This window comes from Salinicoccus hispanicus (assembly GCF_009831115.1).
Lineage (GTDB): Bacteria > Bacillota > Bacilli > Staphylococcales > Salinicoccaceae > Salinicoccus > Salinicoccus hispanicus.
In genome coordinates this window covers 552,196-577,255 of the sequence record NZ_WUUK01000001.1, presented here as the reverse complement: position 1 = coordinate 577,255, position 25,060 = coordinate 552,196, and the positions used below count along the sequence as shown (strand labels likewise).

26 protein-coding genes are annotated in these 25,060 nt (G+C 47.9%); 6 read left to right on the top strand and 20 right to left on the bottom strand.

Annotated features, from left to right (window positions below; all coding sequences use genetic code 11):
• Positions 1-5: 5 nt before the first annotated feature.
• From GQ671_RS02925 to GQ671_RS02890, 8 genes are all read right to left on the bottom strand, one after another.
• On the bottom strand, positions 6-1,610 hold the full coding sequence (locus GQ671_RS02925; RefSeq protein ID WP_246153106.1) for an ATP-binding protein: 1,605 nt from the start codon (positions 1,608-1,610) through the stop codon (positions 6-8).
• Between the two features lie 92 nt (positions 1,611-1,702).
• Positions 1,703-2,410: a response regulator transcription factor gene (locus GQ671_RS02920; protein WP_160652434.1), complete on the bottom strand. Its 708-nt coding sequence runs from the start codon at positions 2,408-2,410 to the stop codon at positions 1,703-1,705.
• An 18-nt stretch (positions 2,411-2,428) separates the two neighbouring features.
• Positions 2,429-3,628, bottom strand: coding sequence for a c-type cytochrome biogenesis protein CcsB (gene ccsB / locus GQ671_RS02915; RefSeq protein ID WP_160652431.1), 1,200 nt, complete (start codon positions 3,626-3,628; stop codon positions 2,429-2,431).
• Between the two features lie 4 nt (positions 3,629-3,632).
• The gene (locus GQ671_RS02910) at positions 3,633-5,264 is read right to left on the bottom strand and encodes a cytochrome c biogenesis protein ResB (protein WP_160652428.1); all 1,632 of its coding nucleotides are present in this window, start codon (positions 5,262-5,264) and stop codon (positions 3,633-3,635) included.
• A 12-nt stretch (positions 5,265-5,276) separates the two neighbouring features.
• Positions 5,277-5,807, bottom strand: a complete 531-nt coding sequence (locus GQ671_RS02905; protein ID WP_160652425.1) for a redoxin domain-containing protein — start codon at positions 5,805-5,807, stop codon at positions 5,277-5,279.
• 93 nt (positions 5,808-5,900) lie between these two features.
• Positions 5,901-6,626 (bottom strand): pseudouridine synthase, encoded by a 726-nt coding sequence (locus tag GQ671_RS02900; protein ID WP_160652422.1) that lies wholly within the window; start codon positions 6,624-6,626, stop codon positions 5,901-5,903.
• Positions 6,627-7,160: an SMC-Scp complex subunit ScpB gene (gene scpB, locus GQ671_RS02895; RefSeq protein WP_160652419.1), complete on the bottom strand. Its 534-nt coding sequence runs from the start codon at positions 7,158-7,160 to the stop codon at positions 6,627-6,629.
• Positions 7,160-7,873 carry a segregation and condensation protein A gene (locus tag GQ671_RS02890; protein WP_160652416.1) on the bottom strand — a complete coding sequence of 238 codons (714 nt, stop codon included), beginning with the start codon at positions 7,871-7,873 and terminating at the stop codon, positions 7,160-7,162. Before GQ671_RS02890 ends, scpB begins: the two co-directional genes overlap by 1 nt.
• A 31-nt stretch (positions 7,874-7,904) precedes the next feature.
• On the opposite strand from GQ671_RS02890, the gene GQ671_RS02885 reads away from it, so the two are divergent.
• Entirely contained in the window at positions 7,905-8,432 is a 528-nt protein-coding gene (locus GQ671_RS02885; RefSeq protein ID WP_160652413.1) for a DUF309 domain-containing protein, read from the top strand.
• Between the two features lie 86 nt (positions 8,433-8,518).
• Here GQ671_RS02885 and deoB read toward each other — a convergent pair whose 3' ends face one another.
• From deoB to GQ671_RS02865, 4 genes are all read right to left on the bottom strand, one after another.
• Positions 8,519-9,691 carry a phosphopentomutase gene (gene deoB / locus GQ671_RS02880; protein ID WP_160652410.1) on the bottom strand — a complete coding sequence of 391 codons (1,173 nt, stop codon included), beginning with the start codon at positions 9,689-9,691 and terminating at the stop codon, positions 8,519-8,521.
• A gap of 9 nt (positions 9,692-9,700) precedes the next feature.
• Complete coding sequence (gene xerD / locus GQ671_RS02875; protein WP_160653518.1) at positions 9,701-10,585, bottom strand: site-specific tyrosine recombinase XerD; 885 nt, start codon at positions 10,583-10,585, stop codon at positions 9,701-9,703.
• A gap of 9 nt (positions 10,586-10,594) precedes the next feature.
• The gene (fur, locus tag GQ671_RS02870; RefSeq protein ID WP_160652407.1) at positions 10,595-11,041 is read right to left on the bottom strand and encodes a ferric iron uptake transcriptional regulator; all 447 of its coding nucleotides are present in this window, start codon (positions 11,039-11,041) and stop codon (positions 10,595-10,597) included.
• A 75-nt stretch (positions 11,042-11,116) separates the two neighbouring features.
• A complete protein-coding gene (locus GQ671_RS02865; protein WP_160652404.1) occupies positions 11,117-11,674 on the bottom strand; it encodes an NUDIX hydrolase in 558 nt (185 codons plus the stop codon).
• A gap of 165 nt (positions 11,675-11,839) precedes the next feature.
• Between GQ671_RS02865 and GQ671_RS02860 the strand changes: the two genes are divergently transcribed.
• Positions 11,840-12,754, top strand: coding sequence for an aldo/keto reductase (locus GQ671_RS02860; RefSeq protein ID WP_160652401.1), 915 nt, complete (start codon positions 11,840-11,842; stop codon positions 12,752-12,754).
• A complete protein-coding gene (locus GQ671_RS02855; RefSeq protein WP_160652399.1) occupies positions 12,751-13,671 on the top strand; it encodes an alpha/beta hydrolase in 921 nt (306 codons plus the stop codon). The genes GQ671_RS02860 and GQ671_RS02855 overlap by 4 nt, the downstream gene beginning before the upstream one ends.
• On the opposite strand, the gene GQ671_RS02850 is transcribed toward GQ671_RS02855, so the two are convergent.
• The gene (locus GQ671_RS02850) at positions 13,646-14,572 is read right to left on the bottom strand and encodes an MBL fold metallo-hydrolase (RefSeq protein ID WP_160652396.1); all 927 of its coding nucleotides are present in this window, start codon (positions 14,570-14,572) and stop codon (positions 13,646-13,648) included. The two genes, GQ671_RS02855 and GQ671_RS02850, sit on opposite strands and share 26 nt — an antisense overlap.
• A 113-nt stretch (positions 14,573-14,685) precedes the next feature.
• Between GQ671_RS02850 and zwf the strand changes: the two genes are divergently transcribed.
• Together zwf and GQ671_RS02840 are read left to right on the top strand one after the other, a co-directional pair.
• On the top strand, positions 14,686-16,170 hold the full coding sequence (gene zwf, locus GQ671_RS02845) for a glucose-6-phosphate dehydrogenase (protein ID WP_160652394.1): 1,485 nt from the start codon (positions 14,686-14,688) through the stop codon (positions 16,168-16,170).
• 19 nt (positions 16,171-16,189) lie between these two features.
• The gene (locus tag GQ671_RS02840; RefSeq protein WP_160652391.1) at positions 16,190-17,041 is read left to right on the top strand and encodes a helix-turn-helix domain-containing protein; all 852 of its coding nucleotides are present in this window, start codon (positions 16,190-16,192) and stop codon (positions 17,039-17,041) included.
• Positions 17,042-17,074: 33 nt separating this feature from the next.
• Here the strand turns inward: GQ671_RS02840 and gndA are convergent, their stop codons facing one another.
• Positions 17,075-18,478, bottom strand: coding sequence for an NADP-dependent phosphogluconate dehydrogenase (gene gndA, locus GQ671_RS02835; protein ID WP_160652388.1), 1,404 nt, complete (start codon positions 18,476-18,478; stop codon positions 17,075-17,077).
• Positions 18,475-19,602 (bottom strand): M20/M25/M40 family metallo-hydrolase, encoded by a 1,128-nt coding sequence (locus tag GQ671_RS02830; protein ID WP_160652385.1) that lies wholly within the window; start codon positions 19,600-19,602, stop codon positions 18,475-18,477. Before GQ671_RS02830 ends, gndA begins: the two co-directional genes overlap by 4 nt.
• Before the next feature lie 82 nt (positions 19,603-19,684).
• Between GQ671_RS02830 and prli42 the strand changes: the two genes are divergently transcribed.
• Entirely contained in the window at positions 19,685-19,786 is a 102-nt protein-coding gene (prli42, locus tag GQ671_RS02825; protein ID WP_160652381.1) for a stressosome-associated protein Prli42, read from the top strand.
• Between the two features lie 39 nt (positions 19,787-19,825).
• Here prli42 and GQ671_RS02820 read toward each other — a convergent pair whose 3' ends face one another.
• The 5 genes from GQ671_RS02820 to lpdA form a co-directional block, all read right to left on the bottom strand.
• Positions 19,826-20,263 (bottom strand): BrxA/BrxB family bacilliredoxin, encoded by a 438-nt coding sequence (locus GQ671_RS02820; protein WP_160652378.1) that lies wholly within the window; start codon positions 20,261-20,263, stop codon positions 19,826-19,828.
• Positions 20,264-20,356: 93 nt separating this feature from the next.
• Positions 20,357-21,637: a dihydrolipoamide acetyltransferase family protein gene (locus GQ671_RS02815; RefSeq protein ID WP_160652375.1), complete on the bottom strand. Its 1,281-nt coding sequence runs from the start codon at positions 21,635-21,637 to the stop codon at positions 20,357-20,359.
• A 14-nt stretch (positions 21,638-21,651) separates the two neighbouring features.
• On the bottom strand, positions 21,652-22,635 hold the full coding sequence (locus tag GQ671_RS02810) for an alpha-ketoacid dehydrogenase subunit beta (protein WP_160652372.1): 984 nt from the start codon (positions 22,633-22,635) through the stop codon (positions 21,652-21,654).
• A complete protein-coding gene (locus GQ671_RS02805; RefSeq protein WP_407690712.1) occupies positions 22,628-23,665 on the bottom strand; it encodes a thiamine pyrophosphate-dependent dehydrogenase E1 component subunit alpha in 1,038 nt (345 codons plus the stop codon). Before GQ671_RS02805 ends, GQ671_RS02810 begins: the two co-directional genes overlap by 8 nt.
• Entirely contained in the window at positions 23,637-25,055 is a 1,419-nt protein-coding gene (gene lpdA, locus GQ671_RS02800) for a dihydrolipoyl dehydrogenase (RefSeq protein ID WP_160652369.1), read from the bottom strand. Before lpdA ends, GQ671_RS02805 begins: the two co-directional genes overlap by 29 nt.
• Positions 25,056-25,060: the final 5 nt, after the last annotated feature.

Genomic DNA, 25,060 nt, shown 5'->3' with positions numbered 1-25,060 from the left:
GCGCATCATTCCTCTGTGTGTTTTTTTGGTAGAGTGATCCGGAAAGTGGTTCCTTTGCCGAATGTGCTATCGAGCTCTATCGAGCCATTGTGCCGATGGATGATGCTTTTGACTATATAAAGCCCGAGACCTGTACCATGCTGGCCACGTGTCCTGGATTCATCCACCTTGTAGAAGCGTTCGAATATGCGCTTCTGATGCTCTGTACGGATGCCTGTACCCGTATCCGTCACATTGATGACAAAGTAGCGTTCCGTCCTGTCTACATTGATGGTAATATAATCCCCTTCTGATGTATAGCGGATTGCGTTGTCCAGGAGATTTGTGAACACCTGGCTCAGCTTGTCATAGTCGAAGTCGAAAACCATGTCGTCATTATTGGCATTGATGGCGAACTTTATGCCGTTGTCGCTCATTTCATGCCTGAAACGGCTTGCCAGCTTATCAAGAAGCTGACCGAAGTCATTCTTCTCTATATGAAAAAAGTCGGATCGGCTGTCCATGCGTGCGATGGTGATCAGCTCATTGACCATTGTATTCATGCGGTCCGATTCATCCTTGATGATGCCGATCATCTCCTTGATTTCGGCAGGATCGGTGACGATATCATCGAGCAGTGCTTCGGAGTAGCCGCTCAGCATGACCATCGGTGTTTTAAGTTCGTGGGACACATTGGCGATGAACTCGGAGCGCATCTTCTCTGTACCGACCTCTTCAGTAATATCCTTGACCAGCAGTATGACACCGTACACGACATCGCCTTCTTCGACCGGTGTATAGGAGAACTGCAGATGACGCGACTCCATCTCCATCCTCTCGATGGCGGATTCACGGTTTTTGGCAATCTCCCTGATATTCTCAGTGAAGCGCGCCGATTCCGACTGATGCTGGCGAATCAGCTCATGGAGTTCGTGTCCTTTCTGGTTGCTGTATATCAGTTCTGCATCTCCGTTATAGTACAGGACACCTTCATTCATGTAGGTGAATATCTGTTCACGCAAATTCCGTTCATGAGTGATCTCCGAAATATTATGCTTGATGTCATTATTCATCTTGTTGAATGCAAGCGTAAGTTCCCCGATCTCATCCCTGCTTTTCACTTCCAGCGTATTATAGTTCCCTTTGGCTGTTGAAAATGCGGCACTTCGGAGATTGATCAGCGGCCTTGTAATCCTGTTGATCAGAAAGAATGCAAATGAAGTCGTTATCAGAAACAGTACAAATGCACTGCCGATGATGATGATTGTAACAGCCCGCATGGACTGGTTGATATCTTCGAGGTCCCTGTACTTGATCAGGGCAACATCGCTATCAAAGTAGCTGCTCAAGTTCGAGACTTTGACCATGTAGTCGTGATTGTAGACATCTTCCAGGATGAATGTAGTTCCCGTCCCCTCTCCGTCCATTATCCGCTGATAGATCGCTTCATCGGCAGCAGACTGGTGGGAGATCATTCTGCCTTCAGTATAGAAAATCAGATTGTCTTCACGGAGCAGAACCGAATCCATATCTTCGATATCATGTTCTGCGAGCACAATTTCCTCAAGGCGTGAGATTTCCTCATTGAGCAGTGTTTCTGTGGAATTGAGTACGTAATTGCGGAAATACATGCTTAAAATGACCGATAATATAATTAAAACTGTCGTTACTATCAGAATGATAGTCAACCACAGTTTTGTAACGATGCTGTTAATGACACGCATTATTCATTGACCTCGAACTTGTATCCGATGCCCCACACAGTATGGATCATTTCACTTGCTTCCGGAGAGACTTTATTGAGCTTCTCCCGAAGTCGTTTCACATGTGTATCCACAGTTCTCAGATCTCCATAGAAGTCATAGTGCCAGACTTCCCTGAGCAGTTCCTCCCGGTCGAACACCTTATCGGGACTGCGGGCCAGAAACAGCAGGAGTTCGTATTCCTTTGGTGTCAGATTCACTTTGACATCTTCAGCGAGTACCCTGTGGGCATCGTTGTCGATGACAAGGTGATCATAGACGATGATATCTTTTGTCGATGAATCGGCTTCGATGAATGCTGTCTCCGAAGAACGGCGAAGGATGGCCTTTACCCGGAGGACCACTTCTCTTGGTGAGAAAGGTTTGACAATATAGTCATCCGCCCCCACTTCAAAGCCTTCCACCCGGTTGTTCTCCTCACCTTTTGCAGTCAGCATGATGATCGGAGTGGATTTCTGGGTTCTAAGACGCTTCGCCATTTCAATGCCATCCATCCTGGGCATCATCAGATCCAGCAGTATGCAGTGGAAATCCTGTTCCAATGCGAGCTCAAGGGCATCTTCTCCATTATCCACTTCAGTAATTTCGTAGCCTTCCCGCACCAGATACATGTTGAGCAGTTTTCTGATGCGATCTTCATCATCCACTATGAGAATTTTTTCAGACATATGAACCCTCTTTTCATATTATGCGTAGGAGTGCAGGCCTGCAACCAGCAGGTTGATGGCAATCAGGTTGAAAATGATGATCAGGATGCCGATGATGGCGAGCCATGCCGACTTCTCGCCCTCATACCCTCTGTTGAGTCGCAGGTGAAGGAATATCGTATAGAACATGAATGTGATGAACGCCCATGTTTCCTTCGGATCCCATCCCCAGAATCTGCTCCAGGCAATCTGTGCCCAGATGGATGCAAAGAATATGCCGCCGAGTGCAAAGATCGGGAAACCGATGATTACTGAACGATAGCCGATTTCATCCATCAGGTTGAGGTCGGCTTTGTTGGACCATGGCTTCAGTACTGCGATGATGCGCCTTCTCAGTATGAGACGGGTGATGCCATAGATGATGGCGCCAAGAATGATCGACCATATGACGGTATTGAGCTTCTGGGAATCAATGAGTGGTGGCAGATTGATTCCTGTATGGAAGTGCTCGGCTTCCTCGTAGTTGTTATCACCTGTATGTTCGACTGCGACTGCACCTTCAAAATTGACCAGGCTCGGCAGATGGTATTCCGCCACCTGGTTCTGTCCCTGCTTATCAGTATAGAGGAAATCATCCTGATAGCCGACGACATTTTCCATGATCATTGTTGTCGCGATAAAGACGATGACTGTGATGATGCCTGCCATGATCGCTTCCAGGAAACGGGCACGCCATGATTTCTCAGTCGCTGGGACTGCCTTCAGAAGGTAGATCAGACCAGCAACTGCGCTCATTGACAGTATACCATAAGCAAGTGTCACCGTAATGACGTGGATGGCAAGCCAGCTGCTCTGCAGTGCAGGAATCAGCGGTTCCACTTCACGTGAGAACATACTGCCGTATGCCATGAGCAGCATGGATAGCGGCAAGGCGAACAGTCCAAAGAGATTTGTCCTGAAATAGAAATAAGTGATCAGGTATCCGGCGACGATCATGATTGCGAACATGGTGATGAATTCATACATGTTCGATACAGGGGCGTGCCCTTGTGCAATCCATCTGAGGACGAAATAGGAAATCTGCAGAATGAAACCGATAATGACCATTGCTACGCCTATTTTGGCAGGCTTGTTTGATTTTGATTTTATACTTGTCGCCAATGGAAGCATTGCGACAAGATACAGTATGAATGCGACGTACAGCAGAGTACTGCTGATTGATACGAGTTGAGATGCCATATTATTACTCCTTGTCTATGTCTTTATCCTCATCATCCAGTTTATCCTCGACTTTTCCAAGTCCATTGGAGCGAAGAACTTCATTGATTTCCCGCTTCATGCCGAAGTAGTTCTTATTCGTATGTGCCGCTAGCATGAGACCATCTTCAGATCTGATCCAGATTCTCCGGTGATTGATATAGGATCCGGTAAATAGTCCGATCAGGAAAATGATGAATCCTGTGGCAATGAAAGGAATTGTCATATCCTTCTTCAGTGTCAGAACACTTGCCATATGTTCTTCAGCAGAAACAAAACGGATGCTGTAGTCATTGCCTTCCGTAATATCCGTACTGTTCATGATCTGAAGCAGACTGAGTTCGCTTTCCGCGCCGTCAGCAACTTCGAAGACGAAAGCTGGATTTCTTGGAACAGGCGTGGCTGATACCAATGTACCATTTTCAGCAATTTCCAGAAAATCCGGTGAGTACGCCCGCATGTTTACTGAAACATCATCGCTGACTTCAAAGTTCTCCTCAGGATTCCGGAGGCTGACTGTAAAGTTCTCACCCACCGTGTTGCCGTCGGCATCTTCAAGTCTGAAGGTCATGGATTTGAGTTGGGAATTATCATAGCTGGACTGGTACAGCTCGTAATTGCCGAAACGGTATGGATGATTGACTCGTATACTGTAGTCCTCCACCTTTTCAAGGTCCGACGGGGCGCCGACTATGTCCGCACTATTATTTTCATAGAAAGTGATATCAGTCTGGAAATTACTGATGACCTGGGTGTTGCTGTCTAGTGCCTGTTCGAACACTTCATTGTCATTCTCATCGTAGGTATCCAGAGTGAATGCTTCGTTCTTCACATAGTACTGTCCATTTGTCGTCGGCAGCTCTTCGGTCTCGCCTTCATTGATGTGGACAAGTTCGTCTACGTACATGCCCGGGAAAAACCTCAGCATGCTGCCGAAGAGCAGTATGATCAGACCTGTATGGTTGATGTAGGGACCGTAGCGGGAAAGCCTTCCTTTTTCAAGAAGGTAGTTGCCGCCATCCTGTTTGACCTTATACCTTTTTTTTCTGAATGCCCCGATGAGTGCGCCGGTATCTGCTGCGCCATCTTCTGCAAGATAGAGCCTCTGCCTTCTGAAAAAGCTGTCATGCTTTTTTACACGCTGCTTATGAAGGGACTTGAAAAGTGGGACGCCCCGGTCGATGCTTGCCGCAATGATGGAGAATGCCAGCATACCGTTCAGTATGAGGAACCACCATGAAGAATAGAGGTTATGGAACCCGAGGGAATAGTACAGGTAGCCGAGGCTGCCGTAGTTCTCCTGATAGTATTCTCCTGCATCGACACCGATTGGAATGAAATATTCCTGCGGGAAGATGGTTCCGATGGCGGCAGCAATAGCGATGATCAGTATGATCGACACTCCGACTTTGACGGAAGTGAAGAATATCCAGACCTTGTCGAAGACGCTTTTCGATCTGACCTTCGATCTGACGGCACTGCCATCATACCGCATCAGATCCTTGATTTTATTCTTATCATAATCGCTGTCGATCATTTTACCGCAGGATTGGCACAGCTGGGTGCCTGGTGGATTGACATGACCACATGATCCGCATTTGATTTGATTTAATTGCATTGCTCATTCATCCTATTCTGTGGCTTCACTGATAAATAACGAAATATCTTCGGGGGTGAGCTGATATTCCTGCTTCTTGACGACGACACCTTCCCTATTGACAGCGATGGTGGTCGGAAGAGGCCCGATGTTGTAGGCTTCGGTCACGCTTCTCGACTGGTCCAATGCAATAGTGAATTCAAGGTCTGCATCGAGTCCGGAAATGAACTGCTGGATCTGCTGTGCGTTTTCCGCAACATTGACGGCGACAATTTCATAGTCTTCATGACCTTCCGAATAGATTGCATTCATGTCGGGCATTTCTTCCCGGCATGGTTTGCACCATGTTCCCCAGAAGTTCAGGATGACACCTTTGTCCTCAGTCAGTTCGGATAGCTGGACCTCCTGGCCGTCGAGCGTAGTCAATCTGAAGTCCACAGCTTCGTCGCCTACTTCAACAGCTTTGGTTCCTGAAGTCAGGTTGAACCACACCGTAATCCCTATGAGCAGAGCAATTGTAATGATGATGCTCACCCTGAGGATGTTGCGTGTACGTCCCTTCATATTTTTCACCTGCCTGTACATTTATTCATGTCTAACATTATAGCATCTAATAAAAATGCCCTGTATGACAGTATTATGACAATTGGGGACGGTCTATTCCGCTTTGGCATTCGCAATCAGTTTTTTCACTTCGTGCGGTTTCAGGAATCTGTATTCGCCTTCGGCCAGTCCATTGAGGTTCAGGAAGTCGTAGCTGATCCTCGTCAGTTTGACTACTCTGAGACCAAAGTGTTCGAACATTCTTCTGACCTGGCGATTTCGCCCTTCATGGATCGTCAGTTCCAGAATCATCTGACGGTCATTCTTGTCGCGTATCACCTTCAGGTTTGCAGGCGCTGTCATGCCATCCTCGAGCTTGATGCCCTGGCGCATCTGCTTCTGTTCCTCGCGTTTCAGTATGCCGTCGATCTTGACGCGGTATGTCTTGCTCATCTCGTATTTCGGGTGGGTCATGTACTGGGTGAATTCGCCATCATTCGTCATGATCAGTATGCCCGACGTTTCATAGTCGAGACGTCCGACGGGATAGAGGCGTACATCCATCATTTCGAATGCGTCCACTACTGTGCGACGGTTTCTGTCATCTTCAGCCGCCGAAATCTCACCAGCCGGCTTGTAGTAGAGGATGTGCACCTTCTCCTCCTGGCTGAGTGGTATGCCATCGACTTCGACCTTGTCCGTCTCCTTGACTTTCGTACCGAGTTCCGTGACTGTCTTGCCATTGACCTTTACGCGGCCTTCAGTAATCATGACCTCCGCTTTTCTTCTTGATGCCACCCCACTATTTGCAATTGCTTTCTGTAAACGTATCTCTTCCATTTAATATTCCTCCTCCATATTTTCAAAAAATAGATCCATTTCTTCCTGTTCCATAATTTCCTTCTGAGACGGCAGCTCGTCCAGACCGGCAAGTCCGAAAAGCTGCAGAAAGTAGTCTGTCGTTACAAAGTGTACAGCTCTCTCCTCGTTCATATTCCTTTTGGTGATCAACCCTTTACCGAGCAGAGTGGATACCGGCCCATCAGAGGCGACGCCACGCAATGCTTCGATATCTCCCCGGGATACGGGCTGGTTGTAGGCGATGATCGACAGTACCTCGAGAGAAGCCTGGGACAGCTTCTGGCTCGGCCTGTCATCAAGCACCCTCTGGATGTATTTTTCCATATGCTGTGTTGTTTTCAAAAAGTATTTTCCACCGTGCTTCTGTATGGTGAAATTAGGCTTCTCGTATTTCTCAAGCGTACTGTCGAGCTGTGCTTTTGTAATCGGGACATGCATGATGAGCTGTTCTTCCGAGAGACCAACATCTCCTGCAATATACAAAAGTCCTTCTATAATATCCATCTTCTCCATTAATCATACAGCCTTTCAATCTCAAAATCATTCTCGGCATCTGTCCGTATCGCCAGCTTCCTGTCCTTGACATATTCCAGAATTACGATGAATACAGCAACGACTTTGGGCCTCGATTCGGAAAAAGTGAACAGTTCGTCGAGTTTCAATACTTGCTTTTGTGTAAACCGGTCACGCAGAAACGTCTCGGCTGCTTCCCGTGAGACCGGCTCTCTCTGGATTGTTATATTTTTTGGACGATCGACGGCAACCCGTGCACTCACCTTCTGATAGGCGGCAACAAGATCCGCAAGTGAAATGTCGAGTGGCGAGTTGTCCGTCTCCGCCTCCTCGAATTCATGCGGTGCCTTGATATACAGTTTTTCGTTTTCCTCTTTCAGTTCAGCCAGCTGTTCGGCATACTGCTTATAATTGTGGTATTCAATCAGCTGCTCCATCAGCGACTCCCGCGGGTCTTCATACTCATCCTCCATATGGGAGGGCTCGGGAAGAAGCATCCGGCTCTTGATTTTGAGCAGTTCACTCGCCATTACCAGATACTCGCTTGCCACATTGATTTCAAGCTCTTTCATTTCATCAATATATTCCATATACTGACGAGTAAGAGTTTTCATCGGGATATCATAAATATCAATTTCAAGTTCTTTTATCAGGTGCAGGAGCAGATCCAGCGGACCCTCGAACACATCAAGCTGTACTTTATAACCATTCATTCCAATTACCTCAATATCAGGAGACGATCGTATGAAACTGCTACATCTCATGGATTTCTATAACGAACTCATTATAAAGCAAGATTACTTCGAATGCCATGAAATCATGGAGGAAGCATGGAAATCAAAGCCCATGTTCACAAAAAAGGATGCCGAAGTCTTCCTTATCCTCCTGGCGACAGGAGAATATCATTACCGCCGGGGAAACATCCCAGGAGCTGTGAAATCCTATGAACGTGCACTCTTGCTTTATCATGAAAATGAATATGATCTGGGCGCACTCGGGATGACGGTTGACCTGATCGACATGATGCATGAACGGCTGTCACGTATGCCTCATGACGCATTCACCCCTATGCAATTCCCGCTGACCGACCATATATGGCAGGCACTCCATAGGGAACACGCCGGTGGCATGACGTACGAGGCATTCAGAAAAGATTCAGAAGACCGTTTTGTGAGCGATGCAGCGGTTGTCTGCAAGCATCGTCTGAGGGACAGGTCCGATGTCATACGGGAGAGGGAAGCGGCCATCAAAAAAAGAAAACATCACAGATGATGTTTTCTATAGAAAAATGATCCAATATGCGAAGCCCCAGATGATGGCAAGTACAGCAATCAGAATGAAGGTGAAATGTTTATTCTTCATGTAATGTCCTTGAGCAGGCTTTCGCCATGTGTATCATATTCAATTTTGAAATTATCAGCAATTGTTGCTGCGATGTCACTGAATGTATCCGAATCCCTGATTGGACCATATGTCGTGTCGCCACCGCGTTTGATGAGCAGTGGGACAAATTCACGCGTATGATCCGTGCCTTCAAATGTCGGATCATTGCCGTGGTCTGCCGTAATGACCAGGAGGTCATCTTCTGTGAGCTTTGATTCCAACTCAGGCAGGCGGTCGTCGAATGCTTTCAGCGCATTGCTGTATCCTTCAGGATCGCGTCTGTGGCCATAAAGTGCGTCAAAGTCAACGAGGTTCAGGAAAGATAGACCAGTAAATTCCCGGTCCATCACTTCGAGGAGCTTATCGACCCCATCACTATTATTCTTCGTACGTACTGCATCCGTGACGCCGGATCCTGTGAATATATCATCGATCTTGCCGATTGCGATGACGTCATTGCCGTTATCCTGAAGCGCGTTCAGCACTGTTGTTCCGAATGGTTCAAGCGCATAGTCGTGCCTGTTTTCAGTGCGTTTGAAGGTCTCTTTGGAGTCGCCGACGTATGGTCGCGCGATGATGCGGCCGACAAGGAAGTCCGGGTCTGTCGTCATTGCACGGACCTTCTCACATATTGTGTAGAGTTCATCCAGAGGAATGATGTCTTCGTGTGCAGCAATCTGCAGCACAGGGTCATTGGATGTATAGACGATCAGGTCGCCTGTCTTCATCTGGTGTTCACCATACTCCTTGATGATTTCCGTGCCGCTTGCCGGCTTGTTGCCGATGATATCGCGGCCGGTTGCTTCACGAATCCGATCGAGCAGTGCTTCCGGGAAGCCATCAGGGTAGACCTTGAATGGCTTTTTGATGTTCAGTCCTGCAATTTCCCAGTGGCCGGTCATCGTATCCTTGCCTTGGGAAACTTCACTCATCTTGCTGTAGAAGGCTTCAGGCTGGTCGGGGCATTCGACGCCTGGAAGCGTATCGATGCAGCCGAGGCCATAGCGCGCAAGATTGGGCAGCTTGACAGGGTGGCTCTCCAGGGTGTGCTTCAATGTATGCGCGCCACTGTCACCGAAGTCTGCAGCATCATGCTGTGCACCGATGCCGACTGAATCCAGCACAATCAGATGTATTCTTTTGAACATATGAATCTCCTACTTTCTGGGGTGGAATTTTTTATACATTTCTCTGATCTTGACAGCAGAAATCTGCGTGTAGATCTGGGTCGTGCTGATATCCGAGTGGCCAAGCATCTCCTGGACTGCCCGGAGGTCGGCGCCATTCTCCACAAGGTGTGTGGCGAACGAGTGCCTGAATGTATGCGGGGTGATGTTTTTGCCGATACCGCTCTGAAGCTCGTATTTCTTGATTGTTTTCCATAAGCCTTGCCGTGTGAATCCCTTGCCACGATTTGTAAGAAAGAGTACATCCGTATCATCTTCCTTGAGCAGCGCCATCCGTGCTTCTGAAATGTAGTCCCTGAGCAGTCTGCCCACATAATCCGTAATGGGAACAATCCTCTCCTTGCTCCCCTTGCCCATGATGCGGATGAAGCCCATTTCTGCATTCAGATCCGTAATCCTGATGTCGATCAGTTCACTTACACGAAGCCCTGAAGCATAGAGCAGCTCCATCATCGCCTTGTCTCTCATGCCTGAAGTCGAAGTGTCCGGAGTGGATAAAAGCCGCTCCATCTCTTCCACTGTCAAATATACCGGCAGCTTTTTGGCTTCCTTGATCGAATGGAGCCTGAGTGCGGGGTTGTGGGAAGTGATGTTGTCATTGACCAGAAACTGATGGAAGTTTTTCAATGTGGACTGCATGCGTGAAATGGTCTTGGCACTTTTACCTGATTCACGCATATTCTTCAGAAAATCGATCAGAATTTCCGTCTCGATATGCGAGGCATCCGCAATGTCTTTTTCCAAAAGAAAAGCCGCATACTGCATGAGATCCTGACGATAGGAACTGATGGATGACTGGCTCAAGCCTTTTTCAACACTTAGAAAAAGGAGATATTCCTCTGTATGATCTTCAATTTTCATGGGCTAGTCCTTCTTGCTCTGGCAATTGCCGCATATGCCATGAAAAGTAAGACGGTGATCCATCACCTTGAAGTTGTATTCCTTTTCTACAATCTTCTCTACATCTTCCAGCAGATCTTCTTCTATCTCCTCTACAGCTCCGCATTCCATGCATACGAGGTGATGGTGGAAATGTTTGGCGCCTTCTTTCCTGAGATCATAGCGGCTGACCCCATCGCCGAAGTTGATTTTATCGAGAATCTTGAGTTCACTCAGCAGCTCGAGTGTGCGGTAGACCGTGGCCAACCCGATTTCCGGATATTTGTCCTTCACTTTGAGAAAGACGTCTTCTGCACTCAGATGATCACGTTCATTCTCGAGCAGGACCTTGACTGTCACCTCTCGCTGGGGTGTCAGCTTGTACTGGGCCTCCTGCAGTGCTTCTTTGATTCTCTGAATCCTGTTTTCCACGTGTTCACCTACTTTGTTTGATAATCACAAACATTATAACTAATTTGGCGCATTATTAAAAGGTATTTATAATCATTATAAATTAAACTTCGCTATGACGTACTGTACACCGATCACCGTTTTGGCATCCTGGAAGGCACCATTCTCGAGCTGTGCGGGCAGGTCGGACAGCCTGATTTTGACGATGTCCAGAAACTCATCGTCATCGAGCGCCTGCTTATCGATCGTCAGATCATCCGCTTCATACAGATGAACATATTCATTCGAGAAGCCTGGAGAAACGTAGAATCCGTGGATTTTCCGAAGTGTCTCTGCAACACCGCCGATTTCTTCCTTGAGTTCCTTTACCGCTGTTTCATCAGGCGCTTCCCCCACTTCGATCTTCCCTGCAGGAATTTCAAGCAGGAAGTCATCCGTTGCTACCCTGTATTGGCGGACGAAATACATTTCATCATCTGCAACTGCTACAAGTGCTACAGCACCCTTGTGATATACGATTTCCCTGTTAGCACTCGCGCCATCAGGCAGTTTTACCCTGCTATGGTCGACCTTGATGACTTTGCCGTCAAATACTCTCTCTGAAGAGGTGATTTCCTCTTTGAGGTGTGAATAGTCATTATTCCCTGTATTCATATGCCCGCTCCTTCAACTGAACTTTTGTTCCTTCTTTATAGTATATTAACATAGCAGAAGGCAATCATATAGTGATTATGAAGTGGTCCGACAAGCAAATTGATGCAAGAACGTGCCCGAGGTTGGTATAATTCTATATGACTAATTAATGGAGGCATGACATATATGAAAAATATTCAGTTGAAAGATGGTATCAACCTGTCCGAGCTTTCTCTAGGATGCATGAATCTGCCACTGGGTGACAGTAATGAAACAAAGAGAATCATCGGGCGTGCACTTGAAGCAGGCATCACCCATTTCGATACAGCGGACCTCTACCAGTTTGGTGAAAATGAAAAAGCCGTCGGTGAGGCACTTGAAAAATTCCGGGGCGACTATAATTTCACCATCGGAACAAAAGCAGGAAATGAATTTGATGCGGCCCGCCAGGAGAAAATCGGCTGGAATCCTTCGGCATCCCATATAAAAGAAGCGGTCAAACAGTCTCTTTCAAGACTCGGTGTCGAAGAGATCGACCTCTATCAGCTGCATGGGGGGACCATCGAGGATAACAAGGATGAAACAATCGGTGCATTCGAAGACCTGAAGCAGGAAGGCCTCATCAGAAGCTACGGCATCTCCTCGATCCGTCCGAATGTCATCGACTACTACATGGAGCACAGCAGCATTTCCACGCTGATGATGCAGTTCAACCCGATCGACAACAGACCGCTTGAAATTCTGGACAGTCTGAACAGTGACGTGACGGTGCTGGCCCGAGGTCCTGTGATGAAGGGGCTCCTCAGTGACAATGCAGACAAGGTGCTTGAAAACAAATTTGCAGACGGCGTATTGGAGTACTCCCACCCGGAGCTGCACCAGACAATCCGCTCCCTCCGCGAAGTCCATTCCGATCTGACTGCACTTTCCTATGCGTTTCTGCACCACCACAATGCAGTCGTTGTCAACGGCGTCAGCAGCCTCTCCCAGCTCGAGTCGAACATCGACAGCTACAACCGCATGCCGGAACTATCGCAGGATGATCTCGATAAAATCATGGATGCAGTCAAACTGATGAAGTACGAGGCGCATAGAAAATGAAATCATTTGCTGCATGGCTGATCGCGCTGGTCGGCTCCCTGGTTGTACTGTTCATTTCGCTCGGCTACTATGCTTCAAGCCAGATACTGTTCTTCAAGCTGAGGGACGTGGAAGTCATCAAAAGGCGTGAAACCCGTGCCAAGCGGCTTAACCTGGAAGTCTTCCAGAGTCTGCCCCAGGATGACCTCCTGATCCCTTCGAAATTCGACTACAGCATCAATGCCGTCTTCGTCCATCCGAATGAGACGAACAAGTGGGTGGTCCTCTGTCATGGGGTCACTGAAAATAAGATCAGCTCGATCAAATACTTGAACATGTTCACCGACATGGGATACAACTGTGTGATCTATGATGCCAGAAGGCACGGCAATACCGGCGGTGCCCACTCTACTTACGGATTCTATGAGAAATACGATCTTGAAACGGTTGTGGACTACCTTTTCGACCACTACGGTCCGGATGTCGAAGTCGGCATCCACGGAGAGTCCATGGGGGCTGCGACAATGCTCCTCTATGCCGGCGAACTGTCCAATCGCGCAAAATTCTATATTTCGGATGCTTCCTTCTCCACTTTCGGGGATGAACTGACGAATATATTCAGCCAGTACACGAAGATCGGTTCTCCGCTCATCCTGTTCTTTACGAATATATTCTTCCGCATCAGAAGCAGATTCTCACTATTCAAGGTATCTCCCATCCGTGTAGTGGAACAGATCAGGCAGCCGGTGCTCTTCATCCATTCAAAGCCTGACAAATTCATACCCTATACCCAGACAACAAAGCTGTACAAGAAGAAAAAGCCGCCAAAGGCGGCCTGGTACCCTGAACGTGGCGGGCACGTCGAAAGCTACAACAGAAACCCGGAGAAATACCGGAAAGTTGTAGCAAGCTTCATCGCGAACCACGTGGGATGGTGATTTCAAGAAAATCATGTCCAATCCTGACGTCATCTGAAAGCTGTTCTCCAACCAGATGAACCATCTCTGCATCATACCGGTTGCTGATATGACTGAACAGCAGCTGGCCATACGATATTTGTGAAAGATTCAAAAGCACATCGTTTATTTCCGAATGGTAATAGAGGTGTGCTTTTTCCTGTTCACCGTGAAGATAGGTGGCTTCATGGACGATAAGATCCGAGCCGTCGAGCAGGTCCAGGTATGCTTTATCACGGACCACCCGCGTATCACCATGGACTGCAATCTTCCTGCCATCCGACGGTGGATTCAGGAAATCACCAGTCCTATAGACGATGCCTTCATGTCGAAAAGTCTCGGAACTTTTGATCTCCTTGTAGACAGGACCCGGGCTGATGCCGATATCGCGCAGTTTATCACTTTTCAACGCTCCAGGCTTATCCGGCTCCTCAAATACGTACAGGAAACTGTCTATGGCATGATCAAGCAGCCGGATCGTCACTGTGAACCCTTCCACATCAAATGAGTCGCCATCGGCAACTTCATTGAACTGGATCGGATAGTTGAGATGTGAGCCGCTCGTACGGAATGTCGCTTCAATCCATTCCTCGAGTCCAGGCGGTCCATGGACGACAAGGGGTATGCCTTCTCCGCCCTGATGCGCACGAGAGGAAAGGAATCCGGGCAGGCCGAATATATGGTCACCATGAAGATGGGTAATGAACACGTGTCTGATCTTGGATGGTCGTATGGTCGTATCGAGTATTCGATGCTGCAGGGCCTCTGAAGCATCGATCAGAAAATACTGGTTGATCTCCTCGACGACATCCAGTATAAAACTCTGTGTATTTCTCGTTCTGGAAGGTATACCTGCACCAGAACCCAGTACTTTAAATTTCATTGTATCACCTGTTTTTAAATGTTGATTCAGTATATCATATCAATGAGTTGTATTTTTAGGAATACAGTGGAATAATGATAAAAGAAAAATTTTGACTAAAGGACTTGTTGGATATGACTACACAACCATTTAAAGTGTCAATCGCCCTGTTTGGTGCGACCGGCGACCTATCGAGAAGAAAACTGCTGCCTTCCATCTTTCATCTGTTCCAGGAGGGCTCTCTTAAAGATGATTTTGCACTGATTGCTGTCGGAAGACGCGATATCACTGATGACGATTTCAGGGAAGTTGCCCGTAAGGCCATCAGCGAGAATGATAAGCTTGAAACTCTGGAAGGTCTGGAGCTGTTCCTCGAGCATGTTCATTACGTCAAGCTGTCCATTACGGAAAGCGACACCTACTCATCTCTGAAGGATAAGTTCGAAGACATTGAAGGTACACTCGATACAGGCGGGAACCGCCTCTTCTATCTGGCGATGCCACCTCAATACTTCACAGATATTACCGACAACCTGAGAATTTCAGGCATAACCGAGACTGAAGGTTCCAAAAAGCTGATCATCGAGAAGCCATTCGGCAAGGATTATGACAGTGCCTATAAACTGAACGAAGAGATATCCAAATCGTTCAAGGAACACGAAATCTACCGGATCGATCACTATCTCGGCAAGGAGATGGTGCAGAATATAGAAGTGATCCGTTTCAGCAACAGCTTGTTCGAACCGCTCTGGAACAACCATTATGTATCAAATGTACAGATCACCTCATCGGAATCACTCGGTGTGCTCGACCGTGCGGAGTACTACGAAAGAAGCGGTGCAGTACGTGATATGTTCCAGAACCATATGCTCCAGGTCGTCTCCCTGCTAGGAATGGAGCCGCCTGTCAGCCTGAACAGCAACGACATCCGGGAAGAGAAGATCAAGGTGCTGAAAAGCCTGAGAAAAGTCGAAGAGCAGGATATCAGGAAATATTTTGTACGTGGACAGTATGACGAAGGTGTTGCTGATGGCGAGTATGTCAGAAGCTACAGGGAAGAAGAGAACGTCAGCGAGAATTCAAACACGCCGACTTTCATCGCAGCCAGGCTGTTCATCGATAATTTCAGATGGGCAGGCGTCCCGTTCTATGTACGTACTGGTAAACGCATGAAAAATAAAGAGACCAAAATTGTTGTGGAATTCAGGGAAGTACCGATGAATCTCTACTATCAGAACGAGTCCGACGACCTCCTTGCCAAGAATCTGCTGGTCATACGTATTCAACCGAATGAAAGCATCACGCTGCACCTGAATGTCAAAGACTATGCCGGGGAGCAGGATACGAAAGAGATCAAGATGTCCTATTCGGTTGATCCTACGGATCTGTCCCGGACTGTAGATGCTTATGAAAATCTGATATACGACTGCCTGAGTGGTGACGCCACCAACTTCACCCACTACGAGGAACTGATGAATGCATGGTCGTTCGTCGATCCTGTAAATGCAGTGTGGGAAAGTGAGCTTGCATCATTCCCTAACTACAGATCGGGCTCCAATGGACCGGTCAAAAGCAGTCTGCTGCTATCAAAAGACGGCTTCAAGTGGTGGGACGTATGATCAGAGAAGTGGGCATTTGATGGAAACTATAAATTTTATTGAAAAATTCATCATCTATATTGAAGACCACATCCGTGAGAGTATAGACTACGACCGCGTGCTCGATGATATGGGTGTCGAACCGAAGTCCTTCATTACGATATTCACATCACTTGTGGGCATGACACCCTATGAATATCAGAGTAGGCGTAAAATGACCGAAATAGCGTACGAATTGGAAGCTGGGCATCGAAGATTGATCGATATCGTCAAATACTACGGCTATTACGACGTGGATTCCTTCAAACGGGCGTATCAGGGAGCATTCGGCATTTCCCCTTATGAAACCGAACGGCTGATGGACAAACTGGATCTGACTGAACGCATATCATTCGAAGTTGTACCTGTCGACCGCCCGAAGTATCCTTCCAGATATGTTGATATGGAAAGTTTCAGAATTACAGGTGCTGTACGGACCTTTTCACTTCACGACTATGACAGCCGCATGAAATATGAATTTCTAGCCTATCTTGAAGAGAACAACATTCTTGATGAGCTGCTGAGGTACAATAACGGCAGCATAAAGGGCATTGTCATGCATGAACGCTATATTGATGGTGAGATGGAACTGACCATCGGTGTATCATCATCATTGGAAAGCCCTTTTGAAGATACGTACACGGAAACGAGCCAGTTCGTCATCTTTGAAGCACAAGGTGTCCCCTCTGTTACGGCACAGGAAATATACCAGTATGTATTCCGCAGATGGCACCTGAAGGAACCGAGGGACCTCAACTGCAACTTCTCCCTTGAAGTGCTGAAAAGCCAGAGGGAATTCACTTCAGATCATACAAGAGTCCAGGTATGGCAGGCACTCTACGATGAAATATAAAAAAGCTGCTCATCAAAATGATGAGCAGCTTTTTTATTGCCAGTCCGTATGGAAGATGCCGGGCTGATCGATGCGCTCGTAAGTGTGTGCACCGAAGTAGTCCCTTTGTGCCTGAATCATATTGCTGGATACCCTTTCCTGCTTCATACTGTCGAAATAGGAAAGTGCACTCAGGAAAGCAGGCATCGGTATTTCATTTTCAATTGCAAGAATGCCGATCCGTCTCAGGCTCGGATGGTTCGACTTTACAACATTTCTGAAGTAGTCATCGAGTAGCAGGTTGCTGAGATTGGGTGCATTTTCATAGGCTCTGTTGATTTCTTCCAAAAACTGGGCTCTGATGATGCAGCCTTTTCTCCATATCATGGAGATTTCCCCAAGCTTAAGATTCCAGTCGTAGATGCCACTCGCTTCCCTGAGCAGTCTGAAACCTTGGGAATAACTCATAAGCTTGCTGATGTAGAGTGCATTCTTCAAGTCTTCGAGGACAGAGGCCTTGTCATCTGCAGAAATTGATTTCATCGGGCTTGTGTAGGCTTCACTGACAAGTTGACGCTCTTCCACCAGACTTGAAATACACCTTACAAATACACTGTCTGTAATCAGGGACAAAGGTATACCGAGTTTCAAACCTTCTATGCCGGTCCATTTGCCTGTACCTTTCTGTCCCGCCTTATCGAGTATCAGATCGAGTACATAGTTGCCTTCATCGTCCTTGAACTCAAGTATACGGGCAGTGATTTCAATCAGATAGCTGTTCAGATCACCTTTATTCCATTCGTCAAAAACAGCACTCATTTCGTCATTCGACATATTGAGTCCATGCTTCATGAAGTAGTAGCTTTCCGCAATCAGCTCCATGTCGGCATACTCGATGCCGTTATGGATCATCTTTACATAGTGTCCGCTGCCATCACTGCCGATATACGTGACACATGGTTTGCCATCGTCCGCTTTTGCAGCAATCTTCTCCAGAATATCCTTGACGTTGTCATAAGCTTCCTGCTGACCACCCGGCATCAGCGAAGGACCATTCAATGCCCCCTCTTCACCACCGCTGACACCCATGCCGATGAAGTTGATGCCCTTTTCGGTCAATGCCAGATTGCGTCGGCGAGTATTTTCATACTGCTCATTTCCACCGTCAATCAGTGTATCTCCTTCAACAAGATAGGGAGCAATCTGTTCGATTGTCATATCCGTCACCTCTCCTGCTTTGACGAGAAGAAGAATATTCCTGGGTTTTTTCAGACTGTTGATGAAAGCTTCCATCGAGGAGGCAATATCGACATTCTCTTCCTTGAGTTCATTCATGCGGTTTTCCCTGACATCATCATAGAAATCGAATGTGATGACCTTGAAACCGTTGCGCGACATATTTTTGGCAATATTAGTCCCCATTACTCCAAGTCCGACTACTCCAATATCGTATATCATGCGCGGACCTCCTTGTCATTCTGTACTTTGATGATTTCGACGACCAGTTCAGTGATTTTGACGAGTTCCTCAATCGGCATCTTCTCTTCTGTTGTATGAATATTTTCATAGCCGAGTCCAAGTATCGCAGTTCCTATGCCTGCCCCTGCAAAAACATTGCCGTCACTGCCACCGCCGAGACTGATCAGATCAGCAGTACGGTCGATGTTCTCAATCGCTTTGACGGCAGTACGGACGACTTCGGAATCATCCGGTGCATTCAGAGCGGCATACATGACTTCGATGCTGACATCTGCACTTCCGCCCATCTCACGTGCGGCATTTTCAAATGTTTCCTTCATATGCGCAGACTGTGCTTCCATCTTGTCGGAATCCAGGCTTCTGGCTTCAGCAAGCAGATGGACGTGGTCGGTTACAACATTGGTTGCAGTACCGCCTTCAAATCGTCCAATGTTGGCAGTGGTTTCCGGGTCGATCCGTCCGAGTTTCATCTGGCTGATTGCACGCGCCGCAATATTGATGGCGCTGATGCCATTTTCCGGCGCAACACCGGCATGGGCTTTCTTGCCATGGATATCCACTACTATCCTGCTCTGTGTCGGTGCTGTAGTAACGACTGTACCGACTGTGCCGGTTGAATCGATCGCGTAGCCGAACTTGCTATTCAGCTTGCTGGTATCAAATGCCTTGGCACCGACAAGTCCGGACTCTTCTCCAACAGTGATGACGATTTCCACATCACCGTGTGCCATGTTGGACTCTTTGATTGTATATATGGCCTCTATCAGTGCAGCGATGCCCGCCTTGTCATCAGCTCCAAGAATGGTAGTGCCATCGCTGATGATATAATCTCCATCAATGGATGGCTTGACGCCCTTACCTGGGGCAACAGTGTCCATGTGGACCGTGAAATAGACCGGAGCCTTGGAAGCATCACCCTTCAGCCGGACCAGTATGTTTCCAGCACCATAGCCTGTCTTTTCCTGTGTATCATCTTCAGTCGCTTCGATATCCATTTCTTTGAACGTCTTAAGGAGGTAATCGGCCATATCTCTTTCATAGCCCGTTTCCGAATCGATTTTTACCATATCCATAAATTGATTGACAAGTCTATCCTTATTCATTGGTCATTTCCTCCAGTTGTTGTGTTGATTGTCACTTCAGCGTGTATTATAATGTAAATAGTAAAAATTTAAGGATGATTTCATGAGCAATAGGAAAGTTCAAAAAGCAGTGATCTGGTTTATGATATTCCTTATCGTCATTTCGGGAGTATTATTCGGCGTCAGTATGCTGACGACACTGTAATCAAATTAAAGAGGTCCCTCGGGACCTCTTTTTCTTTTGCTAGATTTCCTTGCCGTGTTCTTCGAACCATGCCTGCAGATTCGTGATGACACTCATCGTCTCATGACCTTCGATTTCATGTCTTTCGATCATATCAACGATCTTGCCGTCTTTGAACAGGGCGAATGATGGAGATGATGGCAGGAATTCGGTTGCCTTCTCACGTACGTGTTCAGTCGCTTCCTTATCCTGGCCGGCAAAAACAGTAAGCAGCTGATCCGGCAGCTTGTCATAGTTCAGTGCGTGTTTTGCAGCAGGGCGTGCAATGCCGCCGGCACATCCGCAGACCGAATTGATCATGACAACAGATGTTCCTTCTTTATTCAGATGTTCATCCACAGCTTCAGGTGTCGTCAGTTCTGTATAGCCGGCTTCCCTGATTTCACTTCTTGCCTGGCTGACAATATCATTCATATACATGTTAAAATCCATATTCATAATAAAAAACTCCTTCTGGGCGGCAACTGTTCCTTACATTGCCACTTGCTATTATCCACCTAAGTTTATAGTGGAAAAAGATTTTTGTAAAGTCTAATAGATCGAAGTGTGCTCCAATGAATAGGCTTCAATTCTTTCTTTGACCGCCTTCAGGAACTGCCCGGCAACAAGACCGTCGAGTATGCGGTGGTCGATGGACAGGCACAGGTTGACCATATGTCTTACGGCGATCATATCATCGATGATGACCGGTTTTTTGACGATGGATTCCACCTGCAGTATGGCAGCCTGGGGCTGGTTGATGATACCCATGGACTGGACGGAGCCGAACGCCCCGGTATTGTTGACGGTGAACGTGCCTCCTGCCATATGCGCAGTGGTCAGCTTGTGTTTGCGCCCGAGCTCGGCAAGTTCGCTGACTTGTCTGGCGATGCCCTTGATGGACAGTTCATCTGCATTACGGATTACAGGAACATATAGTTTATCGTCACCGGCCACGGCGATGGAGACGTTGATATCCTTGTTGACGACAATCTTATCCCCCTGCCATGAGCTGTTCAGCATCGGATAATCTTTCAGTGTTTCAGCGACTGCTTTGACGAAAAAGCTGAAGAAAGTGAGGTTGTACCCTTCCTGTTTTTTGAAATCCGACTTATGGCTGTTTCTGACGTTGACAAGATTCGTCGCGTCCACTTCCATCATCAGCCATGCATGTGGGATCTCCTGGCTTGATTGCACCATGCGGTTCGCAATTGCTTTTCTGACACCATTGACAGGAATCTCTTCTCCGGCAAGTGCTTTGTCCTGTCCGGCTGGAGCAGGACTCGGTGTAGAACCTTCAGTCTTCGGTGGTTCCTCCCTTGATGTCGTCTGTTCCGCCTGTGTTTTTTGTTCCGATGGACCATTTTCAATCGTCTTCAGAATATCCTTCTTCGTAATTCTGCCTTCGAAACCGGATCCCGAAACCGTCGACAGATCAATGTCATTTTCTTCTGCAAGACGCATGACAACAGGTGAAATGCGGCCTTTATTCCTACCATTGCTGGACTTCTGCGCCGCCGGTTCTTTTTCAGCAGGGACCTCTTCCTGTCCTTTTTCCACCTTGTCCGTCTCGTCTGTCTTCTCTGGTTCACTGGAGTCTTCCGTCTCCATCATGCAGATCGATGTGCCGACCTCGACAGTCTCCCCTTCACTGACGAGCAGCTCCTTGACGACACCACTGTAGACTGAAGGCACTTCGGCCGTCACCTTATCGGTGATCACTTCGCATATGGGATCATATTCCTCTACAGTATCCCCAGGCTGGACCAGCCATTTTTCAATGGTACCTTCCGTTACACTCTCACCGAGCTTCGGCATCAGCACTTTTTCCATAACTCTTGTCCTCCTTAATGTTCAGCAAGCTCTTTCATTTTAGCTTCAATCTTATCCGGGTTGACCATGAAGAAATCTTCCATTGGTGGTGCATATGGCATCGATGGTACGTCTGGACCGGCCAGTCTCATGATCGGGGCATCAAGGTCATACAGGCAGTTTTCACCGATGATTGCAGCAACTTCACTGATGACGCTGCCTTCCAGATTATCTTCTGTAACAAGCAGTACTTTGCCTGTCTTCGAGGCCGCCTTGATGATGCTCTCCTTATCCAGAGGATAGATGGTCCTGAGGTCGAGTACTTCCGCCTCATGGCCATCCTTCGACAGGCGTTCTGCTGCCTGGAGGGCATAGTTGACACAGAGGCCATATGTAATGACCGTAATATCGTCACCTTCCCGCTTGATATCCGCCTTGCCGATCGGTACGGTATGATCGCCTTCCGGCACTTCTTCCTTGAGCAGGCGATATGCCTTCTTATGTTCAAAGAACAGTACGGGATCATTATCCCGGATTGCTGAAATGAGCAGTCCTTTTGCATCAGCTGGTGTGGATGGCACGACGACTTTCAGTCCGGGTGTCGATGTAAATAAGGTCTCAACAGACTGGGAATGGTATAGCGCGCCGTGTATGCCGCCACCGAATGGTGCTCGGATGACAATTGGACAGTTCCAGTCATTATTGGACCGGTACCTGATTTTTGCCGCTTCACTCAGGATCTGGTTGGTTGCGGGTAGGATATAATCTGCGAACTGGATTTCCGCCACTGGTCTTTTCCCCATCATTGCTGCACCGATGCTGGTGCCGACGATGTTCGATTCCGCCAAAGGTGTATCAAGACAGCGCAGTTCTCCGTATTTTTCCTGCAGGCCGGCAGTGACCTTGAATACGCCGCCTTTCTTGCCTACATCCTCTCCGAGGACAAAAACACTCTCGTCCTGGCCCATTTCATAATCGAGTGCCTGATGGATGGCTTGCAGATAGGATATTTTAGCCATGCTGAACCTCCTCGTACACGTGCGTCAATGCTTCTTCCGGATCCGGATAAGGTGCTTTTTCCGCTGCCTTTGTCGCATCTGTGACGATCGCTTTGATTTCTTTCTCCAATTCTTCGAACCATGCTTCCTCTGCTACACCATTGTCCAGAATGTAGGTTCTGAAATTGATCAGACAGTCGGAATCCTTCATTGTTTCGCGTTCTTCCTTCTCACGGTAGCTGTCATCATCGTCCGAGGAATGGGCAGTCAGCCTGGTTGACATCGCTTCGATCAGCGTACCGCCTTCTCCGTCGATTGCACGTTCCCGCGCATCTTTGACGGCCTTGTAGACAGCAATCGGATCATTTCCGTCGATATGTTCACCATGCATGCCATAACCAAGTGCACGGTCGGAAAGTTTGTCTGCACCATACTGCAGTTCGCGCGGTACACTGATTGCATATTTGTTGTTCTCGATGATGCAGATGAAAGGCAGATCATGGACTCCGACGAAATTAAGGCCTTCGTGGAAATCCCCCTGGTTTGAAGAGCCTTCTCCGAGCGTTGTCAGAGCCACACGCTTCTCACCGTCCATCTTGAATTTGAAGCTTGCACCCACAGCATGCAGCAGCTGGGTGGTCACACTGGACCCTTGCGTCATGATATTGCATGATTTCTTACTGAAGTGGGAAGGCATCTGTTTCCCTCCACTTGAAATATCACCTTTTTTGGCAAAAGCCGACAGCATCGTCTCCTCCGCCGTCATGCCGAAGTGGGTGACGAGTGCCAGGTCCCTGTAGTACGGACTGATGATATCCACCTCACGGTCAAGTGCATATCCAGCGCCCACCTGCGTCGCTTCCTGCCCCTGGCAGGAAATGACGAACGGCAGTTTGCCTGCACGGTTGAGCAGCCACATTCTTTCATCCAGTTTTCTTGCGAGATGCATCGTACGATACATGTTCTTCAGGTCCTCGGGTTCCAGACCTGCTTCTTTATAGTCCAACAATGTCGTGTCCTCCTTATACATGGATCCCTTTGTCTTCCGCATCAAGGCCGAGTTCCATCAGCACCTCTCCGATTGAAGGATGGGCATGGATGGCGCTGCCGAGTTCCAATGCTGAAGCATCCAGGAATTTGGCCAGGGCTGCCTCATTGATCAGTTCGGTGGCGCCAGGGCCGATCAGTGAAAGTCCGAGAATGTCTTTTGTTCCCGGGTCTACAAGTATTTTACCAAATCCTTTGTCTCCATGGGAAATTACTGCCTTGCCGACAGCTGCGAACGGGACCTTATGCGCAGAATAATCAATGTTCTGCTGTTTCAGACCTTCTTCAGTCATGCCGATGGCAGCGACTTCGGGAGAGGTATAGATGCATCTCGGTACACCATTGTAGTCAAGTGGTAGAGGATTTTCATCTGCCATGTGCTCGACTGCCGCGATTGCTTCTTTTGTAGCTACATGGGCGAGCTGAAGATTGCCGATGACATCGCCGACGGCATAGATGTGTGCATCGCCGGTCTGGTAGTGGACATTGGTCTCAATATAGCCTTTATCAAGCTTGATCTTCGTATTTGCCAGTCCAAGATCATCCGTATTGGGTGCACGCCCGATTGCGACAAGTACTTTGTCGAAGGAAGCTTCACCATCATCCATCTTAAGTGTGATGGACTGCTCCTGCTTGTCTATACGTGATTCATCCAGGGCACTGCCAATCTTGAAGGTGATGCCACGGGCTTCGAGAGATTTCTTCAGTTGGGCGGCGATGTCCTTGTCTTCATGAGGAATGATATGATTGCCTGCCTCAATGACAGTGACCTCGGCACCAAGATCCGTCAGCATGCTTGCAAATTCAAGCCCGATTACGCCGCCGCCGATGATGGCCATCCTGGAGGGGATGTGATCGAGTGTCATCATGTCATCGCTTGAGAGTACGACCTCATGGTCGAATGGCAGGAACGGAAGTGGACGTGGATGTGAGCCTGTCGCAATCAGCACATGCTGGTTGATGAGGATTTCACTTTCCGCCTCTTCATCTTCAGGGTGCTCCACTGCTACTGTACCGGCCATCGGAGAGAAAATCGAAGGGCCGAGTATGCGCCCATGTCCATTGAAAATATCCACCTTGTACTTTTTCATGAGGTGCTTGACACCCCCATGCATCCGGTCCACCACTTCCTGCTTGCGGCCCTGTATTTTCGACATGTCGATTTCAGGCGTTACGGAACCGATGCCGTAAAGATCTGCATTACGCATTGAATAGGCGACTTCCGCCGATTTGAGCATGCTCTTGGTCGGGATGCATCCCTTATGCAGGCATGTACCTCCAAGGTTCTCCTTTTCCACGATCGCCGTTTTGAGACCGAGCTGGCTCGCCTTGATGGCTGCCACATAGCCGGCAGTACCTCCACCAAGAATGACCAGATCATATTCATATGCCATTATAT